Raw genomic sequence first — 18,111 nt, 5'->3', positions numbered from 1 at the left:
GTCCAGAAAGAATCAATGGCGGAAGTGACGCACGCCCGTCAGCACCATTGCGATGCTGTGCTCGTCGGCCGCAGCCACGACTTCATCGTCGCGCATCGAACCGCCCGGCTGGATCACGCAGGTTGCGCCTGCAGCGACCACCACGTCGAGACCGTCGCGGAACGGGAAGAACGCATCCGACGCCACAGCCGAACCTGTCAGCGTCAAACCCGCGTTCTGCGCCTTGATGCTAGCAATCCGCGCCGAGTCCACACGGCTCATCTGGCCTGCACCGACGCCCAGCGTCATACCATTGCCGCAAAACACGATCGCATTCGACTTCACGTACTTCGCCACGCGCCATGCGAACAGCAGATCGTCCATTTCCTTCGGCGTCGGATGACGCTTCGTGACGACGCGCAGTTCATGCGGCTGCACATTGTGCGAATCGAGCGATTGCACCAGCAGACCGCCGCCCACGCGCTTCAGGTCGAACGTGTTGTGACCGTCGCCCAAAGCGATTTCCAGCAGACGCACATTCTTCTTCGCTTCGAACACCTGACGCGCTGCCGCGCTGAACGAAGGCGCAATCAGCACTTCGACGAACTGCTTGGCCACGGCTTGTGCCGCCGCTTCGTCCACTTCACGGTTAAACGCGATGATGCCGCCGAATGCCGAGGTCGGATCGGTTTGCAACGCCTTCGAATAGGCTTCGTGCGCATCCGCGCCCACAGCTACGCCACACGGATTCGCGTGCTTGACGATGACGCAGGCCGGCACGTCGAAGGTCTTCACGCATTCCCACGCAGCATCGGAATCGGCGATGTTGTTGTACGACAGTTCCTTGCCTTGCAACTGCTCGTAATTCGCCAGCGCGCCAGCCGGCACGGAGAGGTCGCGGTAGAACGCGGCGCTCTGATGCGGGTTCTCGCCGTAGCGCAGGTCCTGCACCTTGTCGAACGCGAGGTTGAAGGTGGCCGGGTAGGTGTTGCGCGACGAATGCTGCAGTTCTTCGGTCAGGCTCGTCAGGTAGTTCGTGATCGCGCCGTCGTACTGCGCGGTGTGCGCGAACACCTTGGTTGCGAGGCGAAAGTTTGTCTTGTACGAAACCCCATTGCTGTTTGCGCGCATCTCTTCGAGCACAACCGCGTAGTCGACCGGATCGACCACCACCGTCACGTCGCGATGATTCTTCGCCGCGGAGCGCAGCATAGTCGGGCCGCCGATGTCGATGTTCTCGATCGCGTCTTCCAGCGAGCACTCTTCCTTCGCCACGGTCTGCACAAACGGATACAGATTCACGACCAGCAGGTCGATCGTCGGAATGTCGTGCTTTTCAAGCGCTGCCATGTGTTCCGGCAGGTCGCGGCGCGCGAGGATGCCGCCATGCACCTTCGGATGCAGCGTTTTCACGCGCCCGTCGAGCATTTCCGGGAAGCCCGTGTAGTCGGCCACTTCGGTGACGGCGAGGCCCGCGTCCGCGAGCAGTTTCGCGGTACCGCCGGTGGACAGGATCTTGACGCCGAGGTCCGACAGCGATTTGGCGAAATCGACGATGCCGGACTTGTCGGAAACGGAGATGAGCGCTTGCTTGATCATGATGAAGAATGAGAAGCCGAAGAGATGGACGTGGCAGGGCGCCAAGAAATCACAATGAGCTACAGCAAACCGTGCTGTTGCAGCTTCTTGCGCAGCGTATTGCGGTTGATGCCGAGATACTCGGCGGCCAGCGACTGATTGCCGCCGGCCTGCTCGAGCACCACCTCGAGCAACGGTTTCTCGACACACGAAATAACCATGTCGTAGACGTCGTGCGGATTGGAGCCGTCGAGGTCCTGGAAATACATGCCCAGGCTGTCGCGGACTGATTGTTCGATATTGTTCTTGCTCATGCTGCTAGTCGGTCGGAGTGGTCCGGTTCGCCGTTCGGGTTGACATCCTCGTCCACGTAGACGAGGCGGTCGGAGAGCGCCTTTTGAGCGTCGAAGAACTCGTTGACGGCGAGGAGTTGTTCGCGCGTCGTGTCCAGCGTATTCATACGGTGCCGGAACACATTGGCGCCAGAAAGGCCGCGAGTGTACCAGCCGATGTGCTTGCGCGCAGTGCGCACGCCCGTAAATTCGCCATAGAACGCGTAGTGGTCTTCCAGATGCTCGTTCATCACCTGCTGGATCTCATCGATCCGCGGCGGCGGCAACAACTCGCCGGTTTGCAGGAAATGCTCGATCTCACGGAACAGCCACGGGCGGCCCTGCGCCGCGCGCCCGATCATGATCGCGTCGGCACCGGTGGCGGCGAGCACTTCGCGGGCCTTCTGCGGCGAGGTGATGTCGCCATTGGCGACCACCGGGATGCGCACCGCGGCCTTCACCGCGGCGATGGTTTCGTACTCGGCGTCGCCGTGATAAAGGTCGGCGCGGGTACGGCCATGCACGGTCAGCATAGAAATGCCGGCGTTTTCGGCCAGATGGGCGACGTTCAACGCGTTCTTGTTGTCGCGGTTCCAGCCGGTGCGAATTTTCAGCGTGACGGGGACCGCATCCGGCCCCACGCCCACCGCGCCCACCACCGCCTCGACGATCCGTTGAACCAGCGGCTCGTTCTGCAAGAGCGCGGAGCCCGCGGCCACATTGCACACCTTCTTGGCCGGGCAGCCCATGTTGATGTCGATGATCTGCGCGCCGTTGGCGACGTTGTAGCGGGCCGCCTCGGCCATCATGGCCGGATCCGCGCCGGCAATCTGCACGGCGATCGGCTCGACCTCGCCCGCGTGATTGGCGCGGCGCATGGTCTTCTCACTTTTCCACAGCTGCGCGTTCGACGCGACCATTTCCGACACGGCATAGCCCGCGCCCAGCCGCTTGCAGAGCTGGCGGAACGGCCGGTCGGTCACGCCCGCCATGGGGGCGACAAACAGGTTGTTGCGCAGATTGTGGGAGCCGAGAGTGGGCATGGCCAAGACGCAACCGCCTGACATCTGAATGATGGGGACGGGCGCGAAATACGAGGGAAAACAGCTATTTTAGCGTTAACGGAATGCCGACACCCGACTTGAGGCTGTCGTAACCCATTAAATCTTCTATGAAAGTGTCCTGGCTCATAGAACCGCAGAACGCGAACGCCTAGCGGCGTTGCCCGAATATCATCTGCCGTGCCAGCGCGGTTTTGACCGGCGGCACGAACTCGAGCGCCGTCAGCGCGAGTCCGCGCAGCGTGGCGAGGGCGGGGAAGTCGACCGTGAAGAGGCGCGCGAGCGTATCGGTTGAGCGAATCGTCAGGCGCCGGTCGAGCGAACGGCGCTGCGCGAACGCAGCGAGCGCGAGCGGTGTTGCGCCGTGCTGCGAGAGCGCGTCGGCGAGCGCATGCGCGTCGCGTAGTCCCAGATTCAGTCCTTGGCCTGCCACCGGATGCAGCGTTTGCGCCGCATTGCCGATCGCCACGATGCGTCCCTTGACGAGCGTATCGAGCGCATTCAGGCCGAGCGGAAACGCCGCACGACCCTTGATCTGCGTAAAGCGTCCCATCCGGTCGCCAAACGCCGTGCCGAGTTCGCGCAGAAACGCGTCGTCGGGCAATTGGGCGCGGCGTGCCGCCTCGTCCGGAGAGCAGCACCAGACCAGCGCGTAGTCGGCGTCACGCGCGCCGCCTGTAGGCAGCAGCGCAATCGGCCCTTGCTCCGTAAAGCGCTCCCACGCGACATGGGGGCGCGGCGCCGACACGCTGACCGTGCCCACCAGCGCGGTTTGGCCGTAGTCGCGCGTGCCACCCGCGCTGCTGCTTTTCTGCTGCTCCTGAAACAGGCCGCCTTCGGCGTTCACCAGAATGCGGGTGCGCAGATTGCGTGGGCCTTGTGCGGTTTCGACCGGCAGCGTCACGCCATCGTGTTCCTGAACCGGCGCTTGCGCAGAGGTTGACTGCAACCAGTGCACGGAGGTCGGCCGCACGGCGTCGGCGAGGGCCTGCACGATTGAGCCGTAGCGCAGCACATAGCCGAGGGCCGGCAGGCCGTGCTCGGTGTGATCAATCAACGTGCGGCCAAAATGCCCGCGTTGCGATACGTGGATGCGGTGAATCGCGGTGGCGTCCGACGGCCAGCGCAGCGGCTCGAGAATCATCCGGCTGCCGTGCGAGACGGCTATGGCGCGCGGATCGCCGAGCGCGTCTTCCGGCTTGCGTGCGTCGATCAGCGCAATCGACAGCGCCTGGGTCGCGCTGCGGCGCGCGAGCCAGCCGGCCAGCGCCAGCCCGACCGGCCCGGCGCCGACAATTGCCACGTCGAAGTCGAACGGCGCGTTATGCGTACGGGACGCATCAGGCGAGGCTGGCTGCGGCGTACCGGGCGCTTGGGAAACGTCGTTCATGGGCTATTGGTTCCGTCTCTTCACGCCGCGCGGGTTTCGCCGGCCGCGGCAAGCGCTTCCTGCATCAGCGCTTCGATTTCGTCGGCCTTGACCGGCACGCCGCGCGTGAGCAGCTCGCAACCGTCCGGCGTCACGACAGCGTCGTCCTCAATACGGATGCCGATATTCCAGTACTTCTCGGGGACGTTTTCCGCCGGGCGAATGTAGAGACCCGGTTCGATCGTCAGCGCCATCGACGCCTGCAGGATGCGCGCAGGCAGCGCGCCTTGTGCATCGCGCGGCGCACCGCGTTCGCGATAGTCGCCGCAGTCATGCACGTCCATGCCGATCCAGTGGCTGGTGCGGTGCATGTAAAACGGCGCAAAGGCGCGTTCCTCGATCACGTCGTCGACTGAGGAAAAGAGCGCCCGGTCGACGATGCCCGTGTCGAGCAGGCCCTGCGACAGCACGCGCAGAGCCGCGTTATGCGGGGCGTCGAAGGAAGCGCCGGCGCGGGTGGCGGCGATCGCGGCCTGCTGCGAAGCGAGCACGATGTCGTACAGCTCGCGCTGCGCCGGTGTGAAGCGGCCGTTCGCTGGGAACGTGCGCGTGATATCGGAGGCGTAGCCGTCCAGTTCGCAGGCGGCGTCGATCAGGATCAGGTCGCCGTCCCGCGCAACCGTGTTGCCGGCCGCGTAGTGCAGCACGCAGGCATTGGCGCCCGCGGCGACGATCGAGCCGTACGCCGGCCCTTGCGCACCGTGTTTGCGAAACGTGTACAGCAGTTCGGCTTCCAGTTCGTACTCGCGCACGCCAGCGTGCGACGCGGCCATGGCGCGGCGATGCGCGAGGGCCGAGATTTCACCGGCGCGACGCATGATGGCCAGTTCGTGGTTGTCCTTGAAGAGGCGCATCTCGTCGAGGATCGGCAGAAGGTCGTGCGCGGCGTTCGGCGCGGCGAGGCCGCTGCGGCCTTTGGCGCGCACCGCGTCGAGCCAGCGGCGCACGTTTTCGTCGAGCTCCGCCGAACTGCCGAGGGCGTAGTGCAGCGCCGGCTTGTCCGCGAGGATTGCCGGCATCTGGCTCTCGATTTCGTCGACCGCAAACGCCGCGTCGAAGCCGAACGCCTCACGGGCAGCCTCGGGACCGAAGCGGAAACCTTCCCAGATCTCGCGCTCGGCGTTCTTGGCGCGGCAGAACAGGATCGAAGCCGGGCCTTTCTCACCCGCGCTGGCGTCCAGCACGAGCAAGCCTTCGGGCTCGGTAAAGCCCGTCAGGTAGTAGAAATAGCTGTCGTGCCGATAGGGATAGTCGGCGTCCCGGTTGCGCACCACTTCCGGCGCGGTGGGGACGATGGCGACGCCGCCGCCTGCCGCGCGCAGCGCAGCTAGCACGCGCTCGCGGCGCTTGCGGTAAACGTCGATGGCGAGAGTGGGTTCGTTCGGCTGGTTCATGGTGCGATTGTAGCGCCCAATCGGCATCCGGATTCGGCACCCTGGCCATCCGGCCAGATGGACGGATGACGCGGGAAGCCGCAATGTTGCAATCCGTCCACAGGTCCAGTGGGGCGTTGTTCCGGAAGATGGGGCGCGGTGCTCAGGAGGGCCGCCAACCAACGTATACTTCCGCCCAATTCCAGAAGCAGAAAAGGCAGATGTGATGATGAAACTCATCGGTTCGCTCGGCAGCCCGTTTGTCCGCAAGGCGCGGATCGTGTTCGCCGAGAAGAAGATCGACTACAAACTGGTGCTCGAAAACGTCTGGGCGCCGGACACCACCATCCATACCTTCAATCCGATCGGCAAGGTGCCGTGTCTCGTGATGGAGGACGGCGAGGCGGTGTTCGACTCGCGTGTCATCTGTGAATATGTCGATACACTGTCGCCGGTCGGCAAGCTGATTCCGCCGTCGGGGCGCGAGCGCGTCGAGGTGCGTTGCTGGGAAGCGCTCGCCGACGGAATCCTGGATGCGGCGGTGCTGATTCGTCTCGAAGGCATGCTGCGGCCGGCCGAACAGCGCTCGGACGCCTGGCTAGCGCGCCAGCAACGCAAGATCGACGACGGCCTCGTGGCGATGTCGCAAGGACTGGGCAGCAAAACATGGTGCGCAGGCAACCGCTACACGCTGGCGGATATCGCCATGGGATGCGCGCTCGGCTATCTGGATTTCCGCACGCCGGGTCTGAACTGGCGCGAGCCGTACCCGAATCTCGACAAGCACTTCCAGAAGCTGTCGCAACGGCAGTCGTTCGTCGATACCTTCCCGGCAGACTGAGCGCGCGCTGCGCGAGCGAGACCGCGGCCTCGCCTCCACCGCGGCGCGGGCGCGATACCGCCGGCCGCTCAGTTCACCAGATTCATCAGCGCGTGCGTGGTCGAATCGGTCACCTCGGTGAAGCCGGTGATGTCGAGGTCGAGTTCGCGGGGCAGCGCCAGCATGTTGCACGACAACAGGCCGCCGTAGATGTTCTCTGCACGTCCGAAAAAATTTCCCGGATTGAAGAGTGGCGGCAGATGCCACCACATCCGGTAGTCTTTGGACCACAGCCATTCGATCAGTGCTTGCGACCGCTCCAGCCGGTCATTCTCGACATAGAGCGTTGGACGGCAGCGCGCGATCGTCTCCTGCGCACCTTGCAGCGCGGCCAGCTCGAACCCTTCCACGTCGATCTTGATCAGACCCACGGTATGCGTGCGCAGCACGTCGTCCATCCGGACGCACGGTACGGGAATCGTGTCGGTGCCCGGTTTGGTCTGCATTTCCACACTGCCGAAATTGCCAGGCGCTGCGTAGTCCGGTCGCTCGAAATAGAGCGTGCTTGCATCGCTGCCGCACGCGTAGGGCCACGCGAGCACGTTGGTGATGCCATTGGCCGCGAGATTCGCGCACAGGTTCTGGAAGATCACCGGCTGCGGTTCGAAGGCGACCAGCACCTGGCGCCGCTGCTGCGTTTCCCGCGCGAGCATCACGGTATGCACGCCGATATTGGCGCCTACTTCGACGACGACGCCCGGCTGAACCAGTAACTGCCGCAGAACGGCGGACTCCAGTTCGCCGCACTCGCCGTATTCCAGCAGCGCGCGGCCGAGATAGAAATCGTTGGGATTGGCAAGCATCCAGCCGTGGCGGGTCTGGACAAGCTGCGTGTGAGCAGCGAGGGGAAAAGATGCGACGGGCGACGTAAGCATATCGTTGAGCGGGGGCAAAATAACCCCCGAATGTACGATTCGGCGCGTCCGCTGTATATAAGACGAATTCCTAAGGAGTCTTATGTTTCTCTGAAAAAAGCGCAGACCTTTGCGATTGCTGTCAGGCGGCTGCAGTCGCCTGACAGTGAGTGGCATCCAGGCGGTGAGGTTGTGCTGACGTTACGTCGAAACTGCGTGAAAGGTGCGCCGCGCCCAGGCGCCTTCCCTCCGCAAACACGCGTCAGGTCGCCGCGAGTTCCACCTTCGGTGCGAAAGACTCGGCGCTCGCCACCGGCCACCACTTTTCGTATATCGAGTAGCGGTAGTTGCCGTTCACCAGATCGTTCGGCTCCAGGTACTTCAGCAGATCCGACATCAGGCTAACCTCATGCGACGACACCCGTCGCACGATATGATGCGCGCGCAATTCGGCCGGATGCTTGAGGCCGGCGGCCTGGATGATTTCCTGCAGCGCGTGCAGGGTGTTGTGGTGGAAGTTGAAGACCCGGTCGGATTTGTCCGGCACGACGAGTGCGCGTTGACGCACCGGATCCTGGGTGGCAACGCCGGTCGGGCAGCGGCCGGTGTGGCACGTCTGCGCCTGGATGCAGCCCACCGCGAACATGAAGCCGCGTGCCGAGTTGACCCAGTCGGCGCCGATTGCGAGCGTCTTGGTGATATCGAACGCGGTAATCATCTTGCCGCTTGCGCCAATGCGAATCCGTTGCCGCAGGCCGATGCCGACCAGCGTGTTGTGCACCAGCAGCAGTCCTTCCTGTAACGGCACGCCGACGTGATCGGTGAATTCCAGGGGCGCTGCGCCGGTACCGCCTTCTGCGCCGTCCACAACGATAAAGTCCGGCAGGATGCCGGTCTCCAGCATCGCCTTGGCGATGCCGAAGAACTCCCACGGATGGCCGATACACAGCTTGAAGCCAGTCGGCTTGCCGCCGGACAGCGTGCGCAGCCGCTCGACGAATTCGAGCAGGCCGCGCGGGGTCGAGAATTCGGAGTGGGTGGCGGGCGAGATGCAGTCGCGGCCCATCGGCACACCACGTGTCTCGGCGATTTCCGGCGTGATCTTGGCGGCCGGCAGCACGCCGCCGTGGCCTGGCTTCGCACCTTGCGACAGCTTCACCTCGATCATCTTCACTTGCGGTTCTTGCGCTTGCCTCGCGAACTTGTCGGCGTTGAAGGAGCCGTCATCGTTGCGGCAGCCGAAGTAGCCTGAAGCGATTTCCCAGATGATGTCGCCGCCATGCTCGCGGTGGTATTTCGACATCGAGCCTTCGCCGGTGTCGTGCGCGAAGTTGCCTTTCCTGGCGCCAAGGTTGAGCGCCATGATGGCGTTGGCCGAGAGCGAGCCGAAGCTCATCGCCGACACATTGAAAATCGACATCGAGTAGGGCTGGGCGCGATCCGGACCGACCGCCACGCGGAAGTCGTGTCCGTCGAGCCTGGTCGGCGCGAGCGAGTGGCTGATCCACTCGTGCGCCACCGCCTTCACATCAAGCTCGGTGCCGTACGGGCGGCTGTCGACGTCGTTCTTCGCGCGCTGGTAGACGATGCTGCGCTGGGCGCGCGAGAACGGCTTTTCGTCCGTATCGTCCTCGACGAAATACTGGCGAATCTCGGGCCGGATGAATTCGAACAGGAAACGGAAGTGACCCCACAGCGGATAGTTGCGCAGGATCGCATGGCGTTCCTGGGTCAGATCGAACAGACCGAGCGCGACGAGCAATACGGGAACGATGATCCAGAACCACGACAGATGATGGGCCGAGGCGAGCACGGCACACGCAACGAGCAGCACGACCGCACACCACATGGCCAGATAACGTCGAGAAAACATGGGGACTCCGTTGCAGAGAGCGGTTAACCGCTGATTGTTATATGGCTGCGCTGTTCATCGTGCTGCTTATTGCACCGCTTATTGCACCGCTTATTGCGCTACTCATTGCCCGACTCATTAGGCTATTTACCGCGCGGTGAGAAGCGCAGCGGTCTGCGGCTGCCGCACGGCCGGTTGTGCGGTAACCGCATGTTCGATGATGCCGCCGCCCAGACAGATCTCGCCATCGTAGAGCACGGCCGATTGCCCCGGTGTGACAGCCCACTGCGCATCTTCGAAATTGAGCGCGAAGTGGCCGTCTGCTTGCTCCGCTGTGCTGAATGTGCAGGCCGCGTCGGCCTGCCGGTAGCGCGTTTTCGCCCCACACGCGAAGTCTTCGGCGGGCGGGTGGCCGGCCACCCAACTGGTATTGCCCGCGCTCAGCGTGTGGCTCAGCAGCCATGAATGATCGTGGCCCTGGGCAACGTACAGCGTGTTCGACGGAATATCCTTGCCGGCGACGAACCAGGGCTCGCCGCTGCCTGACCGGCTGCCGCCGAGACCGATACCCTTGCGCTGGCCGAATGTGTAGAACGCGAGGCCGATATGCTCGCCAACTATCTTGCCGTCGGTGGTTTTCATCGGGCCCGGCTTGGTCGGCAGGTAGCGGTTCAGAAAATCGCGGAACGGCCGCTCGCCGATAAAGCAGATGCCGGTCGAATCCTTTTTCTTCGCGTTTGGCAGGCCGATCTGTTCGGCGATTTCGCGCACTTTGGTCTTGGGGATTTCGCCGAGCGGAAACATCGTCTTCGACAGTTGCGCCTGATTGAGGCGGTGCAGGAAGTACGACTGATCCTTCGTGTGGTCCAGTGCCTTCAGCAATTCGAAGCGGCCGTCCATCTCGCGCACGCGCGCGTAGTGGCCGGTCGCAATGGTTTCCGCACCGAGCGACATGGCGTGGTCGAGGAAGGCCTTGAACTTGATTTCGGCGTTACAGAGCACGTCCGGATTCGGCGTGCGGCCGGCCGAGTATTCGCGCAGGAATTCGGCGAACACGCGGTCCTTGTATTCGGCGGCGAAGTTGACCGCTTCGACGTCGATGCCGATCAGATCGGCCACCGAGACGACATCGATCCAGTCCTGCCGCGTCGAGCAGTACTCGCCGTCGTCGTCGTCTTCCCAGTTCTTCATGAAAAGGCCGACGACATCGTAACCTTGCTCTTTGAGCAGCCATGCGGTAACCGACGAATCGACGCCGCCCGACATGCCTACTACGACTTTCTGCTTGCTCATGGGTTGCCTGACTTGCTTGATCGGGTGGGCCCGACCGAATGCGTATGCACGAAGTCGAGCGGGAAACGCTGGCCTGCGAGGTAATCGTCGATACAGCGCATCACGAGCGGCGTGCGGTGCCGCTCGGGGCACGCGCGCAACTCGTCGGCGCTCATCCACAATGTGCGGACGATATCGGGATCGAGCGCGCGGTTGGCCTCGGCCTCCCCGGCGCTGCCGCAATACGTGAAGCGCAAATAGGTGACGCCCGCTGAGGCCGGGCGCTCGAAATGCGTCATATAGACGCCCACCAGCGCCTCGGGCGTGAACGGATGCGCCGATTCTTCGAGCGTTTCGCGCACGACCGCCTCGGCGAGCGTTTCACCCGCCTCCAGATGGCCGGCGGGCTGGTTGAGACGCAGCCCGTCGTCGGTGTGCTCCTCGACGAGGAGAAAACGTCCCTCGCGCTCGACAATGGCGGCCACGGTGACGTGCGCAGCCCAAGTTTCCGGATTCATGGGGCGGTATTTTACCGTCTATGGCGGCTGGCTGCCCGGAAGCGGGCGAGTCGGCCGTGGCCGCGCTCCGTGCGCCGGGCTGGGGGGCGAGGGGCGCGCCGCCCGGCCACGCCCCCCCGGATTGTCCCTGATTTCTGTCAACCCCCCGGTTTCGGTTACAGTGCTGTGGTAGCCGTTGCAATTGCAAGCCGGCGTGCCTCGTCGGCAGCTCTGTCGTAACAACAGGAAGGCCGAGGAGGAGTCAAAGATGCACATCGGAGTGCCAGCCGAGACGCGAGCGCACGAAACACGCGTTGCCGCCACCCCCGAGACGGTGAAGAAATACGTGTCGCAGGGCCACCGGGTCACGATCCAGAGCGGTGCCGGAACCGGCGCCAGCTTTCCTGACGAAGCTTTCAGCGCAGTCGGCGCGGAGATCGTCGATGCAGCCACCGCATTCGACGCCGAGCTTGTTCTCAAAGTCCAATCGCCTACTGACGCCGAACTGCCGCATCTGAAACGCGGCGCGGTGCTGGTCGGCATGCTCGATCCTTTCAATGCCGACAACGCCGCGAAGCTCGCTTCTGCTGGCGTGACCGCCTTCGCGCTCGAAGCCGCGCCGCGCACGACGCGTGCGCAAAGTCTCGACGTGCTGTCGTCGCAGGCCAATATTGCCGGCTACAAGGCCGTGTTGCTTGCCGCGGACCTCTACCCGCGCTTCATGCCGATGCTGATGACGGCCGCGGGCACTGTAAAGGCGGCGCGGGTGCTGATTCTCGGCGCGGGCGTGGCGGGCTTGCAGGCGATTGCGACCGCCAAGCGCCTGGGCGCAGTGATCGAGGCCTCAGACGTCCGTCCGGCGGTAAAAGAGCAGATCGAGTCGCTCGGCGCGAAGTTTCTCGACGTGCCGTACGAAACCGATGAGGAGCGCGAGGCCGCGCAAGGTGTGGGTGGTTATGCACGGCCAATGCCGCCTTCCTGGCTCACGCGCCAGTCAGCGCTGGTCCACGAACGGGCCAAACAGGCCGATATCGTCATCTCGACCGCGCTGATTCCGGGCCGCCCCGCACCGACGCTGATCTCGGTCGACACCGTGCAGGCCATGAAACCGGGCTCCGTGCTGATCGATCTGGCCGCGGGCCGTGGCCCCGAGTACGAAGGCCGGCGCGGCGGCAACTGTCCGCTGACCGAGGCCGACAAGATCGTGACGAAAAACGGCGTGCAGATCGTGGGCTTCACGAACCTGGCGTCGATGGTGGCCGCCGACGCCTCCTCGCTCTACGCCCGCAACCTGCTCGACTTCCTGAAGCTGATCATCAACAAGGAAGGCGCACTCAACATCGATCTCGCGGACGACATCGTCGCGGCCACGCTGCTGGCCCGCGACGGCGAAGTCACGCGCAAGGCTTAGCAACTACGTTGCATGGGACCAGAGTAACGCGCTAAAGCGCGAACTCTGGTCGACAAGGGAGAAAGGCAATGGAAGTCATCAACCATACGGTGATCAACCTGATCATCTTCATCCTGGCGATTTACGTCGGCTACCACGTGGTCTGGAACGTGACGCCTGCACTGCACACGCCGCTGATGGCCGTGACCAACGCGATCTCGGCGATTGTCATCGTGGGCGCGATGCTGGCTGCGGGTCTCACCGTGGGCGACACGGGCAAGTTCTTCGGCACGCTGGCTGTGGCACTGGCTGCGGTCAACGTGTTCGGCGGATTCCTCGTCACCAGGCGAATGCTGGAGATGTTCAAGAAGAAAGAGCCGAAGAAGCTTCCCGCAGCGGCAAAGGAGAAGGCGCAATGAGTCTGAACCTGGTTACGCTGCTTTATCTCGTTGCTTCGGTCTGCTTCATCCAGGCGCTCAAGGGGCTGTCGAACCCGAAGACCGCGCGCATCGGCAACACGTTCGGCATGGCCGGGATGGCGATAGCGATCCTCACCACCATCGCGCTGATCCTCAAGCAGGCCGCAGGTTTGGGCTCGAATCTCGGGCTTGGCCTCGGACTGCTGTTCGCGGCACTGGTGGTCGGCGGCGCGATCGGGGCATTTGTCGCCGCGCGCGTCGAGATGACCAAGATGCCCGAACTGGTTGCGGCCATGCACTCGCTGATCGGTCTAGCGGCGGTGTGTATTGCCTACGCGGTGGTGTCGGAGCCGTCGGCGTTCGGCCTTGTCGATCCGGACAATCCGATCCCGGGTTTCCTGCCGTACGGCAACCGCATTGAGCTCTTTATCGGCACGTTCGTCGGCGCCATCACGTTCTCCGGTTCGGTGATCGCATTCGGCAAGCTCTCGGGCAAATACAAGTTCCGCCTGTTTCAGGGCGCGCCGGTGGTCTATGCAGGACAGCACCTGATCAACCTGTTCCTCGCGCTCGGGATGCTCGGCTTCGGCGTGATCTTCTTTCTCACGCAAGCGTGGCTGCCGTTCATCATCATGACGCTGATCGCGTTCGCGCTCGGGGTACTGATCATCATCCCGATCGGCGGCGCGGATATGCCGGTGGTCGTGTCGATGCTCAATTCGTACTCGGGCTGGGCGGCGGCGGGCATTGGCTTCTCGCTGAACAATCCGATGCTGATCATCGCCGGTTCGCTGGTGGGTTCGTCCGGTGCGATCCTCTCGTACATCATGTGCCACGCGATGAACCGCTCGTTCTTCAACGTGCTGCTGGGCGGCTTCGGTGCGGAACCCGGTGCGGCCGCTGCGGGCGGCGCGCAGGAGCAGCGGCCGGTCAAGTCGGGCTCAGCCGAAGATGCGTCGTTCATGCTCGGCAATGCGGAAACCGTGGTGATCGTGCCGGGCTATGGTCTGGCCGTGGCGCGGGCGCAGCATGCATTGAAGGAGCTCACCGACAAGCTGACGGAGAAAGGAATCGACGTGCGCTACGCGATTCACCCGGTGGCAGGGCGCATGCCGGGGCACATGAACGTGCTACTGGCCGAAGCCGAGGTGTCCTACGACATGGTCTACGAGATGGATGACATCAACAGCGAATTCGGTCAGGTGGACGTGGTGCTGGTGCTCGGCGCGAACGACGTGGTGAATCCGGCGGCGAAGACCGATCCGAAGTCACCGATTGCCGGCATGCCGATCATCGAGGCGTACAAGGCGCGCACGGTGATCGTCAACAAGCGTTCGATGGCGGCCGGCTACGCGGGTCTCGACAACGATCTCTTCTACATGGACAAGACCATGATGGTCTTCGGCGATGCGAAGAAGGTCATCGAGGATATGGTGAAGTCGGTGGAGTGAGGGGTTGGGGCCGCGGTGCGCGGCCCCGAAGTGGCCCAGAATTCACCGCTGTTTCACTTCGACGTGCCTTAGAAAATCCGCGAGCCGTCTGCCCTCCATATCGGGGAACGGCTCGAGCACCAGCAACTCGCGAATCTCTTCGACGTCGAAATTGCGGAAGTCTCCGCGCAATTCACACCACGCGCCGATGGTCCAGCGCGCACCCCAATACACCAGTCCGAGCGGCCAGACGCGCCGCTCCGTTTGCGCGCCTTTACGATCCCGATACGCAAAGCTCACGACCCGTTTGCCGTCGATGGCGAGATGCAGTGCATCGACCTTCTCTGCAAACTCGCCCTTGATATGAAACGACGGCGCGAAGATCGGTAGCCGGTCGAGGGTCGCGCGCTTGTCGGCGGGCATTGTCGAAGCGATCTTCGCCAGCGCGCCGCGCGCACCTTTTGCGAAGCTCGCGCCGCCCCAGGTTTCGAGCATGCGTGCGCCGGCGGCGAGCGCCGCGAGTTCGTCGACGGTGAAGGTGAGCGGCGGCAGGCTCGCCGAGCGGTTCAAGCGGTAGCCGATACCCGCTTCCCCCTCGATCGGCACGCCCGATAACTGCAGATCACGCACATCCCGGTAGACGGTGCGGGGCGAGATATGCAGCCAGTCGGCGAGTTGTTGCGCGGTCGTCAGACGCCGGCCGCGGAGCAGCTCGGCGATCTGGAACAGGCGGTCGGCACGGCGCGTCATCGTGGGCGTCTGGTTGAGGGGAGCAGGGCGGTCCCGCGATCATAGCGCTGCAGGATGCCCATGGGCGCTGCATGGGCACTGTGGGCGCCAGATCGCGCGTCGGCTAATCCGTCAGGCATTCTTCGGCGAATGCAGTCCGATGCGATTGCCTTCGGTATCGGTGAAGAAGCCGATATAGCCGATATCCTGCGGCAGCTCGATGACGGGCCCTTGCACCTTGCCGCCGGCCTTCTCGACACGTGCCAGCACGGCATCGACATTCGGCTGCGCGTTCAGATAGACCACCACGCCGTCGGTGGAAGGCTTGGCCGTGGGGCTGTGGATGACACAGCCGCCGGTGGCCGGCTCGGTGTACTGAAAAATCCCGATCGGCTGATCGCCTACATTCTCGCGCCGCAGCTCGGTGGCGAGCACGGTCTCGTAGAAGCGCACGGCGCGTTCGAAGTCGGTGGACGGAATTTCGAACCAGGAAATGATGTGGGTTGCGGCTGCTGACATGACACTCTCCTTGGGGCGGTGGGTAGGTCCAAGTCGCCTGGCATGGCGCGGGGGCGGCCCGGGGTGGTTCTTGTGACGCGCCGGATGGCGTGATCAGGAGTGTGCGGTGGCGCTACTGACAACGTTCTGTCAGTAGCCTTCGATTTTTCCGGATGTCCTTGACATGCAACCATAAGGTTGCATAATGAAGCACACCACAACGCCATCTGCATGGACACCGTATTCAAGGCGCTCGCCGATCCCACCCGCCGCCAGTTGCTCGACCTGCTCCACGCGCGGAACGGGCAGACGCTCGGTGATCTATGCGAGGGCCTGGCCATGAGCCGTCAGGCGGTCAGCAAACATCTGGCGCTGCTGGAGACGGCCAATCTGGTTGCGACGCTCTGGCACGGTCGCGAGAAATTGCATTACCTGAATCCGGTGCCGATTCATGAAATCAGCGAGCGTTGGATCGGCAAGTTCGAGCGCACACGCCTTGCCGCGCTCGCGGAACTCAAGCGGACGCTTGAGCGCGATGGCATGGGACCAGAGTAACGAGCTTTGCATGGGACCAGAGTAACGCGCTGAAGCGCGAACTCTGATCGACAGCTGAAGCGCGAACTCTGGTCGACAGGAGACGATCATGACTAACCCGGCCGCAAGCACGTTTGTTTATGTCACGTTCATTCGCACGACCCCCGAGCGCCTGTGGACGGCGCTGACTGACCCGCAGTTCACGAGGCAATACTGGTTCGGCGTGCATGCGGACAGTGACTGGAAGGCCGGCTCGCCATGGCAACTGGTCTTCGCCGATGGCCGGATTGCCGATACCGGCGAGATCGTCGAGGCTGATCCGCCAAGGCGCCTTGTCATCAAATGGCGCAACGAGTTTCGGCCTGAGCTGAAAGCCGAAGGCTACTCGCGCTGCACGATGTACCTCGAACCGCTCGGCGGCGTCGTCAAGCTGACCATCACCCATGTGATGGATCAACCGGAGTCGAAGCTTATCGAAGCCGTTTCCGGTGGCTGGCCGCACATCCTCTCCAATCTCAAGACGCTGCTCGAAACGGGTGAGGTGTTGCCGGAACCGAAAGCGTAAGAACGCCGCCAGGCGGCGTAGAACGCTTGTGCGGACGGGGCCGGCGGCGAATCGCGCCTGATTGGCCTGTGCAATGAAAAAGGCTGCGGACATGACATCCGCAGCCTCTCAATCAGTTGACGTACAACCCGCTTATATCAAGCCGCTGGCGTATCGTTCGCCGGACGTTGCCTGACGCTGCCGGCGATCAGATCGAAGCGGAACAGCCGGCATTCGAGCGCGCCGTTGAACAAGGGCGTCTTGGTTGACTCACGCAGCCGCAATTGACCGGGCAGCTTGCGATCCGAGGTCAGGATGAACGCGTGCCAGCCGGTGAAACGCTGCTTGAGCGCATCGCCGAGCGACTTGAAGAATTCGCTGTCCGGCGCCTCTTCCTGAGCACGGCGAAAACTGTCGTCTTCACGGTTCTCACGCGTCTCGCGGAGTTCGCCGCGCGCGTTGCGGCCGCGCACTTCGATCCGCTCGCCGTACGGCGGGTTGGCGACGAGGATGCCCGGCTCCGACGACGGCGGCGCCATGCCGCGTGCGTCTACCTGCTTAAGCGAGACCGACGGCAAACCCGCGCGCTCGAAGTTGGCGCGTGCCTTGATGAGCATGTCGCCGGAAATGTCGCTGCCGAAAATCTGCAGATCGGCACGCGACGCATGTGCTGCGTGCTTCGCATCCAAAGCAGCCGCTTTCAGCGTCTGCCACGTTTTGGCTTCGTATTGCTTGAGCTTCTCGAAGCCGAACCGACGCTCCGCACCCGGCGCGATATTCAACGCCACTTGCGCGGCTTCCGCGAGGAACGTGCCGCTGCCGCACATCGGATCGTACAAGGGCGTACCGGCTGTCCAGCCGGTCAGGCGCAGGATGCCCGCCGCGAGGTTCTCGCGCAGCGGCGCTGCACCCTTGTCGAGACGCCAGCCGCGCTTGAAGAGCGGCTCGCCCGAGGTGTCGAGGTACAGCGTGCAATCGGTGGCGGTGAGGAAGACAAATACGCGCACGTCCGGCGCGCTGGTGTCGATGTTGGGACGGTCGCCGCTCACTTCGCGCAGACGGTCGCAGATCGCGTCCTTGACGCGCAGCGTGGCAAATTCGAGGCTGCGCAGCGGCGACTTGATGGCCGTGACGTCGACGCGCAGGGTCTCACGCGCGGAGAACCATTGTTCCCAACGCTGCTCGAGCGCGAGTGCATAGATATCCTGCTCGCTGCGATACGGCCGGTGGGCGATTTTCAGCAGCACACGGCTGGCAATGCGCGAATGCAGGTTGGCCGCCATGCCGGCAGCCCAGCCGCCGCGGAAATGCACCCCACCCGGGACCTGCGCGCCCGCGGTGAACGGCGCACCATTCAGGTGGCGCGCGGCGATTTCGGCGAGTTCGGCCGCCAGCGCGGCTTCCAGGCCGCGAGGGCAGGGGATGAAAAAATCGAAGGACATTGAAGTTGCCGGGAGGCG

At 63.5% G+C, this 18,111-nt stretch carries 17 protein-coding genes and 1 pseudogene; 6 read left to right on the top strand and 12 right to left on the bottom strand.

Annotated features, from left to right (window positions below; all coding sequences use genetic code 11):
• Positions 1-12: 12 nt before the first annotated feature.
• The 5 genes from purH to P3T40_RS06480 all read right to left on the bottom strand — a co-directional run bounded on the left by purH (position 13) and on the right by P3T40_RS06480 (position 5,773).
• Positions 13-1,578 (bottom strand): bifunctional phosphoribosylaminoimidazolecarboxamide formyltransferase/IMP cyclohydrolase, encoded by a 1,566-nt coding sequence (gene purH / locus P3T40_RS06500; RefSeq protein ID WP_429266858.1) that lies wholly within the window; start codon positions 1,576-1,578, stop codon positions 13-15.
• Positions 1,579-1,637: 59 nt separating this feature from the next.
• Positions 1,638-1,871, bottom strand: a complete 234-nt coding sequence (locus tag P3T40_RS06495) for a Fis family transcriptional regulator (RefSeq protein WP_007180440.1) — start codon at positions 1,869-1,871, stop codon at positions 1,638-1,640.
• Positions 1,868-2,932, bottom strand: coding sequence for a tRNA dihydrouridine synthase DusB (dusB, locus tag P3T40_RS06490; protein ID WP_429266991.1), 1,065 nt, complete (start codon positions 2,930-2,932; stop codon positions 1,868-1,870). The genes P3T40_RS06495 and dusB overlap by 4 nt, the downstream gene beginning before the upstream one ends.
• Positions 2,933-3,101: 169 nt before the next feature.
• A complete protein-coding gene (locus P3T40_RS06485; protein WP_429266857.1) occupies positions 3,102-4,340 on the bottom strand; it encodes a UbiH/UbiF/VisC/COQ6 family ubiquinone biosynthesis hydroxylase in 1,239 nt (412 codons plus the stop codon).
• A 20-nt stretch (positions 4,341-4,360) separates the two neighbouring features.
• Positions 4,361-5,773 carry an aminopeptidase P N-terminal domain-containing protein gene (locus P3T40_RS06480; RefSeq protein WP_429266856.1) on the bottom strand — a complete coding sequence of 471 codons (1,413 nt, stop codon included), beginning with the start codon at positions 5,771-5,773 and terminating at the stop codon, positions 4,361-4,363.
• A gap of 205 nt (positions 5,774-5,978) precedes the next feature.
• On the opposite strand from P3T40_RS06480, the gene P3T40_RS06475 reads away from it, so the two are divergent.
• Complete coding sequence (locus P3T40_RS06475; RefSeq protein ID WP_429266855.1) at positions 5,979-6,593, top strand: glutathione S-transferase C-terminal domain-containing protein; 615 nt, start codon at positions 5,979-5,981, stop codon at positions 6,591-6,593.
• Between the two features lie 68 nt (positions 6,594-6,661).
• On the opposite strand, the gene P3T40_RS06470 is transcribed toward P3T40_RS06475, so the two are convergent.
• The 4 genes from P3T40_RS06470 to P3T40_RS06455 form a co-directional block, all read right to left on the bottom strand.
• On the bottom strand, positions 6,662-7,507 hold the full coding sequence (locus P3T40_RS06470; protein ID WP_429266854.1) for an FkbM family methyltransferase: 846 nt from the start codon (positions 7,505-7,507) through the stop codon (positions 6,662-6,664).
• A 241-nt stretch (positions 7,508-7,748) separates the two neighbouring features.
• On the bottom strand, positions 7,749-9,359 hold the full coding sequence (locus P3T40_RS06465; protein ID WP_429266853.1) for an FMN-binding glutamate synthase family protein: 1,611 nt from the start codon (positions 9,357-9,359) through the stop codon (positions 7,749-7,751).
• Positions 9,360-9,485: 126 nt separating this feature from the next.
• Positions 9,486-10,631, bottom strand: a complete 1,146-nt coding sequence (gene mnmA / locus P3T40_RS06460; RefSeq protein ID WP_429266852.1) for a tRNA 2-thiouridine(34) synthase MnmA — start codon at positions 10,629-10,631, stop codon at positions 9,486-9,488.
• Positions 10,628-11,128 carry an NUDIX hydrolase gene (locus tag P3T40_RS06455; protein ID WP_429266851.1) on the bottom strand — a complete coding sequence of 167 codons (501 nt, stop codon included), beginning with the start codon at positions 11,126-11,128 and terminating at the stop codon, positions 10,628-10,630. Before P3T40_RS06455 ends, mnmA begins: the two co-directional genes overlap by 4 nt.
• Positions 11,129-11,375: 247 nt before the next feature.
• On the opposite strand from P3T40_RS06455, the gene P3T40_RS06450 reads away from it, so the two are divergent.
• From P3T40_RS06450 to P3T40_RS06440, 3 genes are all read left to right on the top strand, one after another.
• Positions 11,376-12,518 (top strand): Re/Si-specific NAD(P)(+) transhydrogenase subunit alpha, encoded by a 1,143-nt coding sequence (locus P3T40_RS06450; RefSeq protein WP_429266850.1) that lies wholly within the window; start codon positions 11,376-11,378, stop codon positions 12,516-12,518.
• 68 nt (positions 12,519-12,586) lie between these two features.
• Positions 12,587-12,916, top strand: coding sequence for an NAD(P) transhydrogenase subunit alpha (locus P3T40_RS06445; RefSeq protein ID WP_429266849.1), 330 nt, complete (start codon positions 12,587-12,589; stop codon positions 12,914-12,916).
• A complete protein-coding gene (locus tag P3T40_RS06440) occupies positions 12,913-14,367 on the top strand; it encodes an NAD(P)(+) transhydrogenase (Re/Si-specific) subunit beta (protein WP_429266848.1) in 1,455 nt (484 codons plus the stop codon). The genes P3T40_RS06445 and P3T40_RS06440 overlap by 4 nt, the downstream gene beginning before the upstream one ends.
• A gap of 42 nt (positions 14,368-14,409) precedes the next feature.
• Here the strand turns inward: P3T40_RS06440 and P3T40_RS06435 are convergent.
• Together P3T40_RS06435 and P3T40_RS06430 are read right to left on the bottom strand one after the other, a co-directional pair.
• Positions 14,410-15,102, bottom strand: a pseudogene (locus tag P3T40_RS06435) (helix-turn-helix transcriptional regulator); the annotation flags it as partial.
• Between the two features lie 105 nt (positions 15,103-15,207).
• Positions 15,208-15,594 (bottom strand): VOC family protein, encoded by a 387-nt coding sequence (locus tag P3T40_RS06430; RefSeq protein WP_429266847.1) that lies wholly within the window; start codon positions 15,592-15,594, stop codon positions 15,208-15,210.
• Positions 15,595-15,804: 210 nt separating this feature from the next.
• Here P3T40_RS06430 and P3T40_RS06425 point away from each other — a divergent pair, with 210 nt between their 5' ends.
• Both P3T40_RS06425 and P3T40_RS06420 read left to right on the top strand, forming a co-directional pair.
• Positions 15,805-16,128 carry an ArsR/SmtB family transcription factor gene (locus tag P3T40_RS06425; protein ID WP_429266846.1) on the top strand — a complete coding sequence of 108 codons (324 nt, stop codon included), beginning with the start codon at positions 15,805-15,807 and terminating at the stop codon, positions 16,126-16,128.
• Positions 16,129-16,216: 88 nt separating this feature from the next.
• Positions 16,217-16,672 carry an SRPBCC family protein gene (locus P3T40_RS06420; protein ID WP_429266845.1) on the top strand — a complete coding sequence of 152 codons (456 nt, stop codon included), beginning with the start codon at positions 16,217-16,219 and terminating at the stop codon, positions 16,670-16,672.
• A gap of 137 nt (positions 16,673-16,809) precedes the next feature.
• Here P3T40_RS06420 and P3T40_RS06415 read toward each other — a convergent pair whose 3' ends face one another.
• Positions 16,810-18,093, bottom strand: a complete 1,284-nt coding sequence (locus tag P3T40_RS06415; RefSeq protein WP_429266844.1) for a THUMP domain-containing class I SAM-dependent RNA methyltransferase — start codon at positions 18,091-18,093, stop codon at positions 16,810-16,812.
• Positions 18,094-18,111 lie beyond the last annotated feature (18 nt).

Origin of the sequence: Paraburkholderia sp. EB58, assembly GCF_050436665.1 — a bacterium.
Lineage (GTDB): Bacteria > Pseudomonadota > Gammaproteobacteria > Burkholderiales > Burkholderiaceae > Paraburkholderia.
This window is presented reverse-complemented; position numbering and strand designations above follow the sequence as displayed.